Consider the following 15,834-nt stretch of genomic DNA (forward strand, 5'->3'; position numbering starts at 1 on the left):
ACTGCCTACTTCCTACTAGAATTCCACGAGGCCCTTGTCGGCGTCGGCGAGAATCACCTTGGTCGCCATGCCCACGAACAGGCCGTGGCCCACGATACCCACGATGTGTTCCAGGTCGCGGGCGAGCTTGTCCGGATTCTCGATAATGCCGAACTTGGCGTCTGCAATCAGGTTGCCGCTGTCGCTAATCACCGGGCCGTCCTTGCCGGGAGCACCCATACGCACCTTGAGGTCGCCGCCGAGCTTCTTCACTCGTTCGGTCACCACGGCGATAGCGCCTGGGATGATTTCCAGCGGTACTGCGAACTTTTCGCCGAGCTTGTTCACCTTCTTGCCGCTGTCCGCGATAATCACGTAGTTGTCCGTCATCGAGGCAACGATCTTTTCGAGCAGGTGGGCAGCGCCACGGCCCTTGATCAAATTGCGCTGGTCGTCGATTTCGTCGGCACCGTCGATCACCATGTCCAGGTGAGAAACTTCGCCCATTTCCTTCAGCGGAATGCCGAGGCTACGGCACTGCAGCGTGGTGCTCCAGCTCGTGCTTACGCCAACCACATGCAGGCCTTCCGTCTTGATACGCTCGGCAAGGCGGTTCACCATATGGGCGGCGGTGCTACCCGTTCCAAGACCCACGGTCATGCCGTCTTTGATCATATCTGCCGCGCGAACGCCTGCAGCCTTCTTGAGTTCGTCCATCGATGCCATTAGCGCCATCTCCTGTTGTGGTTGTTGTCGTCAAAATCTTCGCCGTCGGCTCCGTCGAAGCCGTCGTCAAAATGGTCAAAATCTTCTTCGCGGTCGGGGTAGCCGGTTTCGAGCTCGGTAAAACTCGGTTGCTCGATAGCGACCACCGTCACGTCAAAAGTCAGGTCCTTGCCCGCAAAGGGGTGGTTCCCGTCCACGACCACCGTGTCCTTCTTGATTTCCTTAATCGTGTAGATTCCGTCGGATTCCTCGTCGTCGTCCAGGTTCAGCCCGTCCACGAACTCATCGGCCGTTTCCGGCAGCTGGAATTCGCGCACGTCCTCGTCCATGTACATCTCGAGCTCCATGCCGAGCCAAATTTCGCCCACCTCGCGGAGTTCGTCCTTCGGGACCTCCATCACCAAGTCGGGGCGGTAGGGGCCATAGCCCTGTTCGAACGGAATATCGACAGAAAAACTTTCATTCAAGTGACGGCCTTCCAGCGCGTCTTCAAGCCCCGGAATAATGTTGTTGAACCCGTGAATGTACACGAACGGGTAGCTCGTGGGCACTTCTTCGAGAATCTTTCCGGTGCGTTCCTTCAAGGAATAGGCAATGCTGACCTTCAGCTTGTCTTGAATCATTTCCATACGCGCGCAAATATAGTTAAAAATGGGGGGGAAGAATCCGCCTGCTCCGCACGCCATATATGGAATCGGCGGCCTTTCGACCGCCACGTTTGTTTAAAGATTTACTTCAAGTTGCGAATTTTAGCTTCCGGAAGTCCCGTATAAGAAACAATCTTTTGAAGAGGCTCTTTATTTTCAAGCATTTTCTTCGCAATATCCATTTTCGTCGAATACTCGGCTACAGCCCGGTCGAAATCGCTCATGTCTACAGTCATAAGATACCTCGAACTGAAATTACATAATTTCACCTCGTTTTGCAAGAGCTTGAACACGGGATCGTTCGCAAATTCACTGAAATCGGCTTCGCGATTCAACGTGTCAATAGCACGGAGCCACTGAGCCAAGCGGCAGTTGTCGCCGACATAGTCCTTCGCGTTCTTGAGAAACTTCGCCACTTCAACCAACGTCACTGTCTGGCGGTCAAAGTAAACCTCCTGTTCCTGATTTTTTAGCTGCACCGTATGGCGATAATTCGGCGACTTCGCGAACGCGTCAAAGAACTGGAAACTGACCACGTGCAAGTTTTCGAGTTGCGGAACTTCGCCCTGTTTCACCATATTGTTTGTAAGGCGGGCCACGTAAAGGACAAGACGATCCTTGAACAAGGAATTGCTGTCCTCGTGTTGTACCTCAATCGAAATGCGGTCACGCGGTGCATCTGATCCGCGATCATTCGTCAGCAAAATGTCCGGTTCGATACTGTGGTAACCAAGCTCGCCAGGAATGAATGGGTTCACGAGCTTCGGATTAGCGATGCGGTCCGAGCCGATCAAGCCCAGAGCCGCATTCACAAGGTCCGTCGTGAGAATCAGGTTCTTTTCATTGGCAAGGATTTTCTTGATGCATCCGTCGTTGTAGAAATACACGTTCCTGTGTTCGTATTGTTTGACAAATGCGTCGATGTCCTGCCCGTTATCGTTTGCGTTCCTGAGTTTGCCGAGAAATTGAGCAAAATCGTTTCTTTCCATTATTTTTTCCTAAACCGGGGAACAGCCCCCGAAAAGCGAATAGAGAGTTGTCCCTATCTTTATATATACACGCTTTTTTAGGCAAAATTGAGACTGAATTCAATGTAAAAAGATGTTAAATCCAGTTCTAGCGAAGCCAAATCTTGCTCAAGCGAACATACAACCTTCGTTGGATTTTCTAATGGCCAGTTGCAAGTATCTGCAATGTATGAAACTGATGTACGAGTATATCCGCAAATCTATACTTCTAGCAGTTTTCGACCAATTTTATGGATTTCGTCACAAATCATTTTCTGACGTTCCGGTGATGGGTGCTTTTATTACTATATTACAGCCATGCTATACGGTATTTGTTCTGATATCCATTCTAACGCGGTGGCTTTCGAGGCGGTTCTTGCCTCTATGAAGGACAACGGGGTAGAACGGAGGGTTTGTCTTGGTGATTTAGTGGGTTATGGTGCTGATCCTGACGAAAGCGTTCGTCTGGCTCGCGAAAATATGGACATTTGCATTATCGGTAACCACGACAGCGTGGCGATCAAGCATGAGTCCAGCGCCGGATTCAACCCCTATGCCAAGCAAGCCATCGAATGGACGCAGAACCACTTGTCGGAAGATTCGATTTCGTATTTGCGTTCGCTGCCGTACATTTGCGAAGAAAACGATATTTGCTTTGTGCACGCCTCTCCGCTTTCGCCTGCGGACTGGGTGTACGTGACCGAACTCGAAGATGCTCTCGATGCCTTTGAGCATTTCAAGGGCCGCTACTGCTTTGTGGGCCATACGCACAGTCCGGTAATTGTGGCGAGCCGCCCGAACGCAATCCCCAAGATTCTGGACGAATACGAATACAGAATCGAGGACACGGAACGCCTGTTGGTGAACGTGGGCAGCGTAGGCCAGCCGCGTGACCGCGATCCGCGCTCCTGCTGGTGCCTGCTGGATACTGAGACCATGTGCGTGCGCTTGATTCGCGTCGATTACGATGTGTTCGAAACGCAGGAACGCATGAGAAAGGCCGGCATGCCGAGCTTCCTCATCGACCGCCTCAGTGTGGGCAGGTAAATAGTAGACAGTAGGAAGTAGACGGTAGACAGTAACTTCCTATTTCTAACTTCCAACTTCCTACTTCTAACTTCCTACTAAATCATGAAATGGGTTCTCGCTGTTTTTGGTAAGGCTGGTTCGCCGTTCATTGCCGACGAGGTCGACAAGTATGTCAAGCGTTTGCGTGGGGGAATGTTCCCGCTCGAAGTCGTGGAACTCAAGGAATCCAAGATAGACGACCGCGTGCAGGCGTTGGCGCAGGAAGCGGCCCTGTTCGACAAGAAATTCCCGAAGTCCGAATACAAACGCGTTATTTTGTCCGAAGAGGGCAAGTTGATGGACACGGTCAAGCTGTCGGATACGCTCCGGGATCGTTTTCCGGGAAATATCGTGTTCTTGATCGGATCGGCTTACGGCATCGACGAGAACCTGAAAAAGACGGCCGACTTGCTTCTTTCGCTTTCGCCGTTGACGTTTACTCATGACCATGCCCGCGTGCTTTTCGCCGAACAGCTTTACCGCGTTCAGATGGTCATGCAAAATCATCCTTATCACCATAGATAATCGCCTGCGCTAAACTAAATTTTTTTGATTTTTATCAAAAAATCCCTTGACAAGACCCCTAATTAATTCTATTATTGTGCGCGTCCTAAGCGACTATGGATGATTAGCTCAGTTGGTAGAGCAGCTGACTCTTAATCAGCGGGTCGCAGGTTCGACCCCTGCATCATCCACGAAAACCTCTCCTCACGGAGAGGTTTTTTACTATATTTGGCGCCATGAATTCCGAAATCGAAAAACGCCGCACTTTTGCTATTGTCAGCCACCCTGACGCGGGTAAGACCACCATCACCGAAAAGTTCCTCTGGTACGGAAACGTGATTCGCGAAGCGGGCCACGTGCGCGCCAAGGCAAACCGCAGCTACACGGTGAGTGACTGGATGAAGATCGAACAGCAGCGTGGTATTTCGGTTTCGAGTTCCGTGCTGAATTTCCCGTTCGAAGGTTGCATGTTCAACCTGGTCGATACCCCGGGGCACCAGGACTTCTGCGAAGACACCTACCGCGCCCTGACCGCTGTGGATGCCGCCCTCGTGCTTATCGATAGCGTGAACGGTGTGGAAAAGCAGACCATCAAGCTTATGGACGTGTGCCGCATGCGCCATACGCCCATCATCACGTTCATCAACAAGATGGACTTGGATGGCCGCCACGTGCTCGACCTGCTCGACGAAATTGAAAGCATCTTGAAAATCAAGGTCGCCCCCTTTACGCTCCCCATTGGCGTGGGTAAGCTTTTCAAGGGCGTGTATTCCATTGCCGAAAACACATTCCATACCTTCAATAAAGAAGAAGGCCATCAGGAAATCATCCAGATGGATGGCCCGGACGATCCGCGCCTCGTAGAAATGTGCGGCGAAAACTGGGTCGCTCAGTTCAAGGAAGAATACGAGATGGTGACCGGTGCCATGGACCCGTTCGACCACGAAAAGTTCCTGAAGGGCGAAATGTGCCCCGTGTTCTTCGGTTCTGCGGTGAACAACTTCGGTGTGCGCCAGCTGCTGAACGCCTTTGCGAAGCTTGCGCCGCCCCCGATGGTGCGCGAAACCGACAAGCGCCCGGTAAGCCCCGACGAAAACGCCTTCAGCGCCTTCGTGTTCAAGATTCAGGCCAATATGGATCCCAAGCACCGCGACCGTACAGCATTCCTGCGCATTTGCTCGGGTAGCTTTACTCGTGGCGAAAAGGTTTTCCATGTGCGTACGGGCCGCGAAATCCGCTTGGCTGCTCCGACAGCATTCCTCGCCAAGGACAAGGAAGTGATCGATCACGCCTGGGCGGGCGATATCGTGGGTATTAACGACCCGGGTCTGTTCCGCATTGGCGATACGTTGACTGACGGCGAAAAAATCAACTTTACCGGCATTCCGGATTTTGCTCCGGAACACTTCGCCCGCGTAACGCTCCTGAACCCGCTTAAGTCTAAGCAGATGGCGAAGGGCCTTGCCGAACTGAGCGAAGAAGGTGCAACCCAGCTGTACGAACCGCTCAAGTCCGCTATTCCTGTGATTGGCGTGGTGGGCGAGTTGCAGTTCGACGTGCTCAAGTTCCGTCTGCAGAGTGAATACGGCGCCGACGTGTCGCTGGACCGCGTGCCTGCTCACGGAATCCGCTGGGTGTCTGGCCCCGAAAAGGATGTCGCCAAGTTCGCCGAAGAATACGCGATGGACTGCATGATGGACAAGGAACGCAACCTCGTTTGCCTGTTCCCCAACGAATACCGTCTGAACCTCGCTATCAAGAACTACGAGAACTTGACGTTCGCCGCTACCTCGCAGGGCTAGATTTAAGGTAAAATTGAAAATTTTACTTGCATAGGCTCCGGTCTGAATATACATTTAGAATGGTGTTCGGATTGGAGTCTTTATGAATTTTACGGGGTCGCTTAAACTCCTTACTGTTTCTGCTTTTTTGACGGCTTGCCTTGCGGGCAATGCCTTTTCGGCTGTTGAATACACTTTGCACAAGTCTGCGAATCCGACTGCCGACGAGCAAGATGCCTACAAGCGAATCACGACGGTAATGGATTCTGCAGTCAAGCTTTACAATACCTATTCGAATCTTTCGAAGTACATCAACGTGTATTACGCACCGGGCGTGCCCACGGCCGAAGCCAGCAGCAACGGTGACTTGCGCTTTGGTGAAAACCGCAGCTACATGGTGGTACCGACAGCCATGCACGAGATGGGACACACGATGGGTATCGGGACCACGTCGGAATATGCGGCAACGTGTGTAGATGGAGTCTTCAGGAACGACAAAGTTCAGGCGAAACTTCGTGAGATGGATGGCCCGAACGCGGAACTCCATTGCGACCGTCAGCATATCTGGCCCTACGGTTTGAACCAGGCGAGCGAAGCCAAGTCCGAGCAGGACCTGATCAACCATGTGATTCTCGTGGAAACCATTTACCAGCAACTGTTCAAGGTGGCGTTTTTCAAAGAGGGGAGAATCAAGTCTCTTGGCGATACCAAGAAGTGCATGGGGATTACTTCGAGTAACGCTCTGGAATTGATGGATTGTAAGGATACGGCGACCTTCGTGAAGATTTTCTCGGTGGGCGACAACCCGGTTACATACTACATTCAGCTCGGGAACCGCGTCGTGGATATCCCGAACGAATCCACAGCGGCTGGCATTAGAGCGGCGACCTACGGTTACAATGGCGGCGCTCACCAGCGGTATGTATTTGAAGGCGCTCCGGTCAATACACCGAACGCATTCTACCTCAAGAATTACAAGAGCGGGCATTATCTGCAGTCGGTGGAAAATACCGTCGTGCAGAATCCGAAACAGCAGAACGATTCGTTCATCTGGCAGATTCAGGAAACTATCGAGGAAGATACTTCGGCTACAGACACTTCAGCTGCAGATACCTCTGTCGCGGATACGAGCAAGAAGGATACTTCCAAGACGGCTATTGCTGCAAGGCAAATTGTACACACGCAGCAGCTCCGGTTGCCGACGAGAACCTTCGACCTGAAGGGACGCGCCGTTCGCAAGCAGACGCTAAGCCGCGGGCGCGGAACGATTCTATTTAACAGGTGAAATCAATTTTAAAAGCTAATTCCGAACCAAGTTCAGGGTGACTTGAAAAACGAAAAAGACCTTTCAGAGAAAGGTCTTTTTTCGCGGGATAGACGAGGCTTGAACTCGCAACCTCCGGCGTGACAGGCCGGTGCTCTAACCAAAATTGAGCTACCACCCCAAATCGTTTCCGATTTTCGGTAGTGGGCGATAACGGATTCGAACCGCTGACATTCTGCTTGTAAGGCAGACGCTCTGAACCAACTGAGCTAATCGCCCGAAAGGGTTTACTTGTCCTGATTCTTGCCCTTCCAGAGGATTCCGACCGGAATCACAACCAGGTAGGCGGCAACCAAGATAAGCGGTGCAACCGTGAGGGAAACCGGATTGTCTGCAGGGCCAGTAGCGAGGCAGATGAAACCGATCACGAGGAGCAACACACCGAGAGCAATCAGAATGATATTCTTTTTATCCATCAGTAAGTCCTCATCTCAAGATTACGAAGCCAAATATACAAAGTTTACGGCGCTTGTCAACCGATTTACGGCTAAAAAACGCACTTTTTTTGCTCTGTGAGCAATAAACGCCTCGTATTAACGAGGCGTGGTTGCGAGAGCGAGCGCTCGGGGGACGTACTTAGTAGATTGGGCGCGAGCGGTCTATTTTTGTCCGGGGTACTTCACGCGAGTATGGTACGTTCCGTCCAAACTATCCAGGAATGCCCGTTCGAGCTTGAAAAGTTCCCTAATCGACAGGTTACATTCGTTGAACTGGCCTTCAGTAAAGCGGCTTTCAATGGTCTTGTGAATCATCGCAGCCAAGGCTTCCGGGCTAGTATCCGTCATGGAGCGGCTTGTAGCTTCAATGATGTCTGCAAGCATCAGAATGGCAGTTTCCTTGCTCTGCGGCTTCGGGCCCTTGTAGCTATAATCTTCGACCTTGACTTCTTCGCCGGTTTCCTTAGCGTTTTCAAGAGCCTTATGGTAGAAGTACTGAATAATCGAAGAGCCGTGATGTTCGCGAATACCGGCAGCCACCAGCGACGGAATGTTGTATTCATTAGCAAGGGCCGTACCCTGTTCTACGTGTCCGGTAATAATCTTCACGGACTGCAGCGGGTCGATGTTGTTATGCGGGTTGATTCCCTGCTTCTGGTTTTCAGTGAAGTATTCAGGGCGCATCGTCTTGCCGATATCATGATAAAGCGCCATCACGCGCACCAACAGGGAGTTGGCCCCGATGCTTTCGGCGACGTGTTCAGCAAGGTTCGAAACCTGGATACTGTGGTGGAATGTACCCGGAGCGTATTCGGAAATACGCTTGAGGGCCGGACGGTTAAAGTCCGACATTTCCATAAGCGTAAGCACCGTGGTGATACCGAAGATACGTTCCATCAAGTGTATCAAAGCCACAGAAGTGAGGGCGTAGCAAAGCACGATGTTGGCACTGGCAGCAATCAGGTTCTGGTAGAAGGCTTCCAGAGAAAGGCGGTTGCGCAGCAGGAACATGACGCTAATGGCAGCGGCCATGGCGAGAATACCCACGATAATTCCATACACGAACTGGACTCTGTAACGCATACGGGCAATAGGAGCCGTCGCAACAAAGGTCACGGCAATGGCGCAAATCATAGCGGCCAAGTCGTAGCCGTTCAAGATGCCAAAAATCATGGACGAGAATACGGCGAAGGCAATGCCGATGCGGCGGCCGTAAAGCACCGTAGCCGTAATGGGAGTAAAGGCAAAGGGGTAAAGCCACATGAAGTCCAGGTTCTCGGGAATAATCGAAATCTCGAGGCTTTTGATGCTTCCGGACATGTGGTGGAATCCCCAGAAAGTGAAAATCTGCAACAGGGCCAGCGCAATCAAGCTCCACAGCTGACGAGAGGTCCTGAACATTCCGCGAGACGGGGAATTATAAAGGAACAAGAAGAAGAACGTGACAATCAGAACGAAGATAAGTGCGTTACCGTAAATAGCGGTAAAGGTCTTGGAGTTTTCTTCTTTCTGCTGGGCGCGTTGCAAGGCGTCGATCTTTTCGAGGATTTCCTTGGTGATGGGCGCACCTTGTGCCACGATTTCCATGCCGCGCGGCACCATGCCCTTAATGAGGGTCACCTTGTTACGGGCTTCTTCGCGGCTAGCAATCGTTTCTTTTTCGAGGTAGAAAACGTTCGGCATCATGAACACGAACAGCGTTTCGTAGAAGGCACTCAAGAGGCCCTGTTCGTTCGGGAAACTCATCTGGAGCTGAGCGAAAGCTTCGTCGATGCGGCGGCGGAGGGGCTGGATGTTGCTTGCTTCGATGGTAGTCTTTTCGTTATCCTTGATTAAAGTAATGTTCGGCTTGGAATAGACGATGTACTTGAAATCTTGCAGGTTATAGTTATCGCGGTAAAGCTGGGCAGCTGTTTCGGTACTGGCGATAAAGGTATTCGAAACACCTGCCTGAAGCATGCGGTTGAATACGTTCATGAGCGAGTCACGGGCCTTGGAATTCAAGCTCAAGGGCTTAATTGCCGATGTAGAAATACGCTGCTTCAAGACTTCGTAGATGCGGGATGCCTGTACCACCTTGGACTGCAGCGTCGAATCGCTTTCGCCGCTGGCAGTCAGCTGGTTGATTTGAATCTGCAGGGATCCGTACTGAGCGAGTTTGTGCAGGAACAGTTTGAGATCTTCGGAAACGCGATTGGTTTCGTCGCTGTTGTAACCGAAAATGGCGTTCACCTTTTCGGCGGCGCGAGTCTTTTCGGCTTCGATTTCCTGTTCCGACTTGGGAACTTCGAAGTTGATGGGAGCGACAATGGTACGCGTACTCACCTGGCCCAAATGCGGGCGTTCAGACTGGAGCGCAATATTCTTATCGGGGAAAAGGAAGATTGCCGCGGCGACAACCAGGACCCAGCCGATAATTAAATGAAATCTCATCTGTTTCTTTTTCATAGGAGCTTATTTCTCCTTTTCATATGCGTTCAAAATATCTTTCACGAGCGGGTGGCGAAGCACGTCGGTGGCTGTAAATTCCACTTGCGCAATTCCATGAATTCCCTTCAGAAGTTTCATGGCGTGCATCAGGCCCGACTTTTGGCCCTTGCCCAAATCCACTTGGGTGGCGTCACCTGTAATAATAGCTTTGCTGTGCGGACCAAGGCGGGTAAGGAACATTTTCATCTGTTCCGGCGTGGTGTTCTGGGCTTCGTCCAGAATGATAAAGGCCCGTTTGAGGGTGCGTCCGCGCATGTAGGCGAGGGGAGCCACTTCAATGGCCCCGGTTTCTTCGTATTTGCGGAGCTTTTCCACAGGCAAAAGTTCCGACAGGCTGTCGTGGATGGGGCGCAAGTACGGAGCGATTTTTTCTTTCAAGTCACCGGGCAGGTAGCCCAGAGATTCTCCGGCTTCGACGGCCGGGCGGACAAGGCAGATTCGTTCTGCCTCGTGGCGTTCCAAGCTGGAAACCGCAAGAGTCACCGCCAAGAAGGTCTTGCCGGTTCCGGCAGGGCCTTTCGCGAAGATGATGTCATTATGTTCGACTGCCCGTACCAGTTCGGCCTGGGCTTTGGTCTTTGCAAAGACAGAAACTCCCATGCGGTTTCTGAAAATGGGCGTAGTGGGAATAGCCCCGCTATGGTCATCAAGAGAAACATCGGTGGGGTCAAGCATGCGTTCCAGTTCGGTGGCGGTAAGCACCTTGCCGTGTCGGGCAGCCATTTTCAGTTGATCTAGAACGGCAAATACACCCGTCGTATCGCTATTTTCGTTTGCGATAATCCTAAGCCCCGGAAGCCTTGTCTGTATTTCAACACAAAAACGGCTCTCCAATAAGCGGAAAACCGTTTCGTTTTCGCCTGAAATCGTTCGTTTCAGGTCGTCCGATAATGAATAGCGTAATTCGTTCATCGAGAACGTGTCAGCTATAAATTATTCCTCGGAAGCAGGAGCTGTAGAGATACCGAGCTTGTTTTTGGCTTCGAAGATTTCCTTGCGGAGCTTGTGGTTTTCTTCGGTAATGGCGACAGCTTCGTCTTCGGTCTTTTTCAGCTTGTTTTCGTCAATCTTTTCCTTCGGAGCAGATCTCTGAGCGGAGGGCGTTCCGCTATCGTCGCCATAATCTTCGTCGCTAGAAGAACCACCGGAAGAGCCGGCGCAAGCGGTGAACAGTGCTACAGTTGATGCTGCAAGGATCAATTTCCAATTTTTAAAAAGAGACATTTAATCAGGCTCCATTCTAGTCTGTGATGCCTCAAATGTATATAATTTAAAGCAAAAGCGGTGCGAAAAAGGTAAATTTATACCGAAATTTTACCTATTTAGAGGCAAAAAAATGGTCGAAAAGTCAATTTATAAGCCCTATTCGCAAGTTTTTATATCGTCTGACCGCTACAATTCCAAGAATTTGTACAGAAAACGCCGCAAGGCCATGCTCAAGGAACTCGATTCGTTCTGCGTTTTTGCAGGAATCCCCATGGATCCCGGTACTGAAGAAGCTTACGTGCAAATTTGGAATAAGATGGTGCAGGAACCGGCCTTCATGTTCCTGACAGGAATCAATCAGGCGGGTTGCTACCTGCTGCTCGATCCGATGACCGATGAAGAAATCCTATTCGTGCCGCCCAAGGACCCGTTCAAGGAATTCTGGAACGGCAAGCGCCTGGGCTTTTTGGAAGGCGATAACGAAGTTGCCCGCATTACGGGAATCCAAGATGTTCGCCCTGTAGATGAACTCATGGATACGGTGGTTGCCCGCGCGAAAAAGCTTCCGAAGGGGAGCTACGCTTACGCCTACTACTTTGAGAAGTTCAAGGAAGACCACAACGACCGGTTCAGGCACCAGCTGCTCAAGGCGCTCAAGCCTACAGGAATCAAGCTCAAGAGTGCAGCTGCTCTGCATTGGTCGCTTCGACTCCCGCTGGAACCTGAACGCATTATGGATGCCGAGGCGGCGCAGGCGGTAACGAATAACGCCTTCCGTAAGGTGCTCGCCGAAATGAAGACTTTCAAGACCGAACGCGATTTGGGCTTGAAGTTGGATTATGAAATGCAGCGTGAAAGCGACGGTGACTTGGCTTTCCCGACCATTGTGGCTGGCGGCGCAAATGCATGCTGCTTGCACTACGTCAAGAAAGACGAACCGTTGAAGGCGGGGGAGCTGGTGCTCTTGGATTTTGGCATTCGCATCGGAAGCCTGCATAGCGATATTTCCCGCACCATTCCTGTCTCCGGCAAGTTCAGCCCGCTACAGAAATTGCTGTATCAGATAGTGCTTGATTCTCAGGTTGAATACCAGAAGCATGTGCGCCCGGGCGTATCTCTCAAGGAAATCGGGATGGTTCCTTGGGACTACATTATGCAGGAATTGGAAACCCGCTTGGTTAAAGGCGCGAAGGGTTCGTACAAATTATTGTATGACAAGCGCCCGCACGGGGTAAGCCATTTTATCGGCGAACAGATTCACGAAGGCGAACCGGGAACCCGCTCCTTGGATACTGTCCTCAGACCGGGAATGCTGATTTCTTGCGAGCCGGGGCTCTACGGCGAATTCAAGGCGACCATTGCCGGCAAGACTTACCGCGAAAAAATCGGTATCCGTATCGAAGACGACCTGCTAATTACCAAGGACGGATTCAGGAACATTTCTGAAGATATCCCAAAAACGGTCGATGATTTGGAACGGCTGATGAAAGGTTGATTTTTTATCGGTTTCTCTCGTCTCTCGCCTCTCGTCTCTCGTCTAATTTCTAAATTTAGCCCGTAAAATTTTAAAAGGCAAAAACCATGAAACTCTCCAAGTACTTTTACGTGACGCTCCGCGAAACGCCGAGCGATGCCACCATGCCCTCCCACATCTTCCTCATGCGCGGCGGCTACATCAAGCCCGTCTCTACCGGTATCTACTCCATGATGCCCATGGGTTTCCGCGTGATCCAGAAGATTGTGAACATCATCCGCGAAGAAATGAACAAGATCGGTGGTATCGAAGTGGACCTGCCGGTGGTGCAGACCGCTGAACTCTGGAGCGAATCGGGCCGTTACCAGGCCATCGGCGAAGAACTGCTCCGCTTCAAGGATCGCAACAACCACAACATGGTGCTTGCCATGACGCACGAAGAGGCCATGACCGACCTCGTGCGCTACGTGCTCAACAGCTACAAGCAACTGCCGGTGATGCTCTACCAGTTCAAGACCAAGTACCGTGACGAAGCCCGTGCCCGCGGTGGTCTGATCCGCGTCCGCGAATTCTTGATGAAGGATGCCTACAGTTTCCACACCAGCCAGGAAGACCTCGACCGTCACTACCAGGAAGAATACGACGCCTACCTGCGCATCTACCGTCGCGTGGGCATTGAACCGGTGGTGGTGCAGAGCGATACGGGCATTATGGGCGGTAAGGTCGCTCACGAATTCATGCTCGACACTCCGAACGGCGAAGACTACTTGATTCTCTGCAAGAAGTGCGGCTACCAAGCCAACCGCGAAATCGCCAAGTTCCAGCGCGTGCCGTTCAAGGGCGACGAAAATGCAGCCCTCGAAAAGGTCGCCACGCCGAACAGCGAAAGCATCGACGAACTCACCAAGTTCCTGAACGTGCCTGCCGAATCTACTGCCAAGTGCGTGTTCTTCGACTTCGAAGGCAAGCTCATCACGGTGGTGGTTCCGGGCAACCTCGACGTTTCCGAAATCAAGCTCCACAACCTCTTGAAGGCCAAGGAACTCTACCCGGCCGAAGACAGCCTCATCAAGGCCTGCGGCATGGTTCCGGGCTTTGCTTCCCCGATTAACGCACACGACACCCGCATCATCGTGGACGAAGCGATTGCCGATTCCTTCGACCTCGTGACGGGTGCCAACGAAGAAGGCTTCCACTTCAAGCATTGCAACCCGAAGCGCGACTTCCCGAAGTTCGAAGTGGCCGACATCGCCGAAGCATCCGAAGTCTGCAAGTGCCCCTGCTGCGGCGAGCTCCTCACCGAGACCCGCGGCATCGAAATGGGCAACATCTTCAAGCTGGGCACCAAGTTCTCTGAATCCATGGGTGCGAAGTTCCTCACCGCCGAAAAGACCACCGCTCCCGCCATCATGGGCTGCTACGGCATCGGCGTGGGCCGCCTGATGGCATCCGTCGTGGAAAACAGCCACGACGACTTCGGACCGATTTGGCCCAAGTCCATCGCTCCGTTCCAAGTGGAAATCGTCCCCATCGGCAAGGAAGCTGAACTCGTTGAACTCGCCGAAAAGTTCGAGAAGGAACTCGAAGCAGCCGGCATCGACGTACTCGTGGACGACCGCGACGAACGCCCGGGCGTGAAGTTCAAGGACGCCGACCTCTGGGGTTCTCCGGTGCGCATCGCCATCGGCAAGAAGGGACTTGCCAACGGCGAAGTCGAATGGAAGTTCCGCAACGAAAAGGAATTCTCCATGGTCAAGGTCGAAGACGTTGTCGCCAAGGCCAAGGCTTACTTCGCTGAATAATCCTAATTTATAAGCAAACAACCCCCTGTAGTAGCCCGCTACAGGGGATTTTTCTATATTTCCTCTCGAAAAAATTTCTCTAAGGAGATTCAAATGGACATGAAGAAGATTGCTCTTGGTTCTGCAGCATTGGCTGCATTTGGTCTTATGGCTTGCAATGGTGAAAAGGCTATTGAAAAAGCTCCGGCCTCCATTAATGCCAATACGACTGATGACCAGAAATTTGCCTATATGCTGGGTGCCCAGTTCGGTGGCCAGAACTTCACGATTATTCCGCGCCAGATGGGTGAAGAACTTTTCCAAGACGCCGTTATCCAGGGTGTTCTTGACGATGTGAAGTCTAGCAAAGACACGAACTTCAAACCCCAGATGATTCCGGATTCCCTGCAGGCTATTAGCCAGCGCTACTCTACGATCGCTCGTAAGCGTTACGAAGAAACTCGCCCGGATAGCGCTATGATGGCCGAAGGCAATAACGAAAAGATCAAGGCTTACATTGATTCCGTGGCCCGCGCTCAGCCGATTGCAAAGGCTCCGGCTTCTACTGGTGCCGCTATTACTATTGCTGCCGATTCTCCAGACAACACCAAGTTCTCTTACCTGCTCGGTCTTCAGTTTGCACACCAATTTATCAATATCGGTAACCAATTCCAGACCGAATTCGATGTGGACTACTTTATTTTGGGTATCAAGGAATCTGCCGCCAAGGTTGCTGATTCTACTTACACGCTCCAGCTCCCGCAGGATTCTCTCAATGCCATTGGCCAGCGCTACCAGCAGAAGATGCAGGATTTGCGCGCTGAAGCCATCAAGAAGCAGCAGGAAGAAGAAGCCAAGCTGAAGGAAGAAATTGCTCCGCTCCGCGGCGATACGCTTGCTAACGGTATGCCGCAGAAGTTCAACACGAAGGTAAAGGCTACCAAGATTTCTGTGGACAAGACCATTGCAAAGGATCTTGAAAACCTCGAACCGTTTGCAGGCAAGCCGCTCCTGGTCATGTACTTCTCTGCCACTTGCGGTCACTGCGCTCACGCAGCACCCGAAGTGCTTGCCATGGCCAAGGAATTTGCTCCGAAGGGCTTGATTACGCTCGCAGTGGCTAGCGGCGGCAACCAGAAGGTCGGCATCCGCAAGTTCATGGACAACGCCAAGTGGGACGAAACCATCAACGTTGTTTGGGACGAATCCCGCCAGTTCGGCGAACTCTATAGCGATGGCTACGTTCCGAAGGTCTACGCTGTGAACCCGGACGGCACTTACAAGATGTATGCCGCCTTCGAAAGCGAAAAGGAACAGCTCAAGAAGGACCTCGCTGATCTTGTCGCTGGCAAGAAGGTGGAATGGAACCCCGAAGCTCCGAAGACTGAAGAAAAGAAGTAATCGCTTCTA

Annotated in this window: 14 protein-coding genes and 3 tRNA genes; 8 read left to right on the top strand and 9 right to left on the bottom strand. The window is 51.9% G+C overall.

What is annotated here, in order from left to right; translation table 11 throughout:
• Positions 1-15: 15 nt before the first annotated feature.
• The 3 genes from rpiA to BUA40_RS02075 all read right to left on the bottom strand — a co-directional run bounded on the left by rpiA (position 16) and on the right by BUA40_RS02075 (position 2,341).
• The gene (gene rpiA / locus BUA40_RS02065) at positions 16-705 is read right to left on the bottom strand and encodes a ribose-5-phosphate isomerase RpiA (protein WP_255369163.1); all 690 of its coding nucleotides are present in this window, start codon (positions 703-705) and stop codon (positions 16-18) included.
• A complete protein-coding gene (locus tag BUA40_RS02070) occupies positions 705-1,334 on the bottom strand; it encodes an FKBP-type peptidyl-prolyl cis-trans isomerase (RefSeq protein WP_072797896.1) in 630 nt (209 codons plus the stop codon). Before BUA40_RS02070 ends, rpiA begins: the two co-directional genes overlap by 1 nt.
• A 101-nt stretch (positions 1,335-1,435) precedes the next feature.
• Positions 1,436-2,341 carry a PD-(D/E)XK nuclease family transposase gene (locus BUA40_RS02075; RefSeq protein ID WP_072797760.1) on the bottom strand — a complete coding sequence of 302 codons (906 nt, stop codon included), beginning with the start codon at positions 2,339-2,341 and terminating at the stop codon, positions 1,436-1,438.
• 336 nt (positions 2,342-2,677) lie between these two features.
• Between BUA40_RS02075 and BUA40_RS02080 the strand changes: the two genes are divergently transcribed.
• From BUA40_RS02080 to BUA40_RS14310, 5 genes are all read left to right on the top strand, one after another.
• On the top strand, positions 2,678-3,406 hold the full coding sequence (locus BUA40_RS02080; RefSeq protein ID WP_072797762.1) for a metallophosphoesterase family protein: 729 nt from the start codon (positions 2,678-2,680) through the stop codon (positions 3,404-3,406).
• A gap of 84 nt (positions 3,407-3,490) precedes the next feature.
• Entirely contained in the window at positions 3,491-3,952 is a 462-nt protein-coding gene (locus tag BUA40_RS02085; RefSeq protein WP_072797769.1) for a 23S rRNA (pseudouridine(1915)-N(3))-methyltransferase RlmH, read from the top strand.
• Between the two features lie 97 nt (positions 3,953-4,049).
• Positions 4,050-4,122, top strand: a tRNA-Lys gene (locus tag BUA40_RS02090).
• Between the two features lie 45 nt (positions 4,123-4,167).
• Positions 4,168-5,733, top strand: coding sequence for a peptide chain release factor 3 (locus BUA40_RS02095; RefSeq protein ID WP_072797770.1), 1,566 nt, complete (start codon positions 4,168-4,170; stop codon positions 5,731-5,733).
• Between the two features lie 82 nt (positions 5,734-5,815).
• The gene (locus BUA40_RS14310) at positions 5,816-6,997 is read left to right on the top strand and encodes an RICIN domain-containing protein (RefSeq protein WP_072797771.1); all 1,182 of its coding nucleotides are present in this window, start codon (positions 5,816-5,818) and stop codon (positions 6,995-6,997) included.
• 84 nt (positions 6,998-7,081) lie between these two features.
• Here BUA40_RS14310 and BUA40_RS02105 read toward each other — a convergent pair.
• The 6 genes from BUA40_RS02105 to BUA40_RS02130 all read right to left on the bottom strand — a co-directional run bounded on the left by BUA40_RS02105 (position 7,082) and on the right by BUA40_RS02130 (position 11,187).
• A tRNA-Asp gene (locus tag BUA40_RS02105) sits at positions 7,082-7,157 on the bottom strand.
• 23 nt (positions 7,158-7,180) lie between these two features.
• Positions 7,181-7,255 (bottom strand) — tRNA-Val (locus BUA40_RS02110).
• Between the two features lie 8 nt (positions 7,256-7,263).
• Positions 7,264-7,452 carry a hypothetical protein gene (locus BUA40_RS02115; protein ID WP_072797772.1) on the bottom strand — a complete coding sequence of 63 codons (189 nt, stop codon included), beginning with the start codon at positions 7,450-7,452 and terminating at the stop codon, positions 7,264-7,266.
• A gap of 183 nt (positions 7,453-7,635) precedes the next feature.
• Positions 7,636-9,906: an HD family phosphohydrolase gene (locus BUA40_RS02120; protein WP_178299513.1), complete on the bottom strand. Its 2,271-nt coding sequence runs from the start codon at positions 9,904-9,906 to the stop codon at positions 7,636-7,638.
• Positions 9,907-9,927: 21 nt separating this feature from the next.
• Positions 9,928-10,875, bottom strand: a complete 948-nt coding sequence (locus BUA40_RS02125; protein WP_072797775.1) for a PhoH family protein — start codon at positions 10,873-10,875, stop codon at positions 9,928-9,930.
• A 21-nt stretch (positions 10,876-10,896) separates the two neighbouring features.
• Positions 10,897-11,187, bottom strand: coding sequence for a hypothetical protein (locus tag BUA40_RS02130; RefSeq protein WP_072797777.1), 291 nt, complete (start codon positions 11,185-11,187; stop codon positions 10,897-10,899).
• Between the two features lie 112 nt (positions 11,188-11,299).
• Between BUA40_RS02130 and BUA40_RS02135 the strand changes: the two genes are divergently transcribed.
• From BUA40_RS02135 to BUA40_RS02145, 3 genes are all read left to right on the top strand, one after another.
• Positions 11,300-12,664, top strand: a complete 1,365-nt coding sequence (locus BUA40_RS02135; RefSeq protein WP_083585226.1) for an aminopeptidase P family protein — start codon at positions 11,300-11,302, stop codon at positions 12,662-12,664.
• An 86-nt stretch (positions 12,665-12,750) separates the two neighbouring features.
• Complete coding sequence (locus BUA40_RS02140; RefSeq protein ID WP_072797779.1) at positions 12,751-14,445, top strand: proline--tRNA ligase; 1,695 nt, start codon at positions 12,751-12,753, stop codon at positions 14,443-14,445.
• Positions 14,446-14,538: 93 nt separating this feature from the next.
• Positions 14,539-15,825, top strand: a complete 1,287-nt coding sequence (locus BUA40_RS02145) for an FKBP-type peptidyl-prolyl cis-trans isomerase N-terminal domain-containing protein (protein ID WP_072797781.1) — start codon at positions 14,539-14,541, stop codon at positions 15,823-15,825.
• Positions 15,826-15,834: the final 9 nt, after the last annotated feature.

The sequence above is a fragment of the Fibrobacter sp. UWT2 genome (genome assembly GCF_900142545.1).
Taxonomy (GTDB): domain Bacteria; phylum Fibrobacterota; class Fibrobacteria; order Fibrobacterales; family Fibrobacteraceae; genus Fibrobacter.

Excerpts from the sequence above, each read along its gene's own strand:
- rpiA (WP_255369163.1), bottom strand. The coding sequence starts at position 705 with ATGGCATCGATGGACGAACTCAAGAAGGCTGCAGGCGTTCGCGCGGCA.
- BUA40_RS02070 (WP_072797896.1), bottom strand. The coding sequence starts at position 1,334 with ATGGAAATGATTCAAGACAAGCTGAAGGTCAGCATTGCCTATTCCTTG.
- BUA40_RS02075 (WP_072797760.1), bottom strand. The coding sequence starts at position 2,341 with ATGGAAAGAAACGATTTTGCTCAATTTCTCGGCAAACTCAGGAACGCA.
- BUA40_RS02080 (WP_072797762.1), top strand. The coding sequence starts at position 2,678 with ATGCTATACGGTATTTGTTCTGATATCCATTCTAACGCGGTGGCTTTC.
- BUA40_RS02085 (WP_072797769.1), top strand. The coding sequence starts at position 3,491 with ATGAAATGGGTTCTCGCTGTTTTTGGTAAGGCTGGTTCGCCGTTCATT.
- BUA40_RS02095 (WP_072797770.1), top strand. The coding sequence starts at position 4,168 with ATGAATTCCGAAATCGAAAAACGCCGCACTTTTGCTATTGTCAGCCAC.
- BUA40_RS14310 (WP_072797771.1), top strand. The coding sequence starts at position 5,816 with ATGAATTTTACGGGGTCGCTTAAACTCCTTACTGTTTCTGCTTTTTTG.
- BUA40_RS02115 (WP_072797772.1), bottom strand. The coding sequence starts at position 7,452 with ATGGATAAAAAGAATATCATTCTGATTGCTCTCGGTGTGTTGCTCCTC.
- BUA40_RS02120 (WP_178299513.1), bottom strand. The coding sequence starts at position 9,906 with ATGAGATTTCATTTAATTATCGGCTGGGTCCTGGTTGTCGCCGCGGCA.
- BUA40_RS02125 (WP_072797775.1), bottom strand. The coding sequence starts at position 10,875 with ATGAACGAATTACGCTATTCATTATCGGACGACCTGAAACGAACGATT.
- BUA40_RS02130 (WP_072797777.1), bottom strand. The coding sequence starts at position 11,187 with ATGTCTCTTTTTAAAAATTGGAAATTGATCCTTGCAGCATCAACTGTA.
- BUA40_RS02135 (WP_083585226.1), top strand. The coding sequence starts at position 11,300 with ATGGTCGAAAAGTCAATTTATAAGCCCTATTCGCAAGTTTTTATATCG.
- BUA40_RS02140 (WP_072797779.1), top strand. The coding sequence starts at position 12,751 with ATGAAACTCTCCAAGTACTTTTACGTGACGCTCCGCGAAACGCCGAGC.
- BUA40_RS02145 (WP_072797781.1), top strand. The coding sequence starts at position 14,539 with ATGGACATGAAGAAGATTGCTCTTGGTTCTGCAGCATTGGCTGCATTT.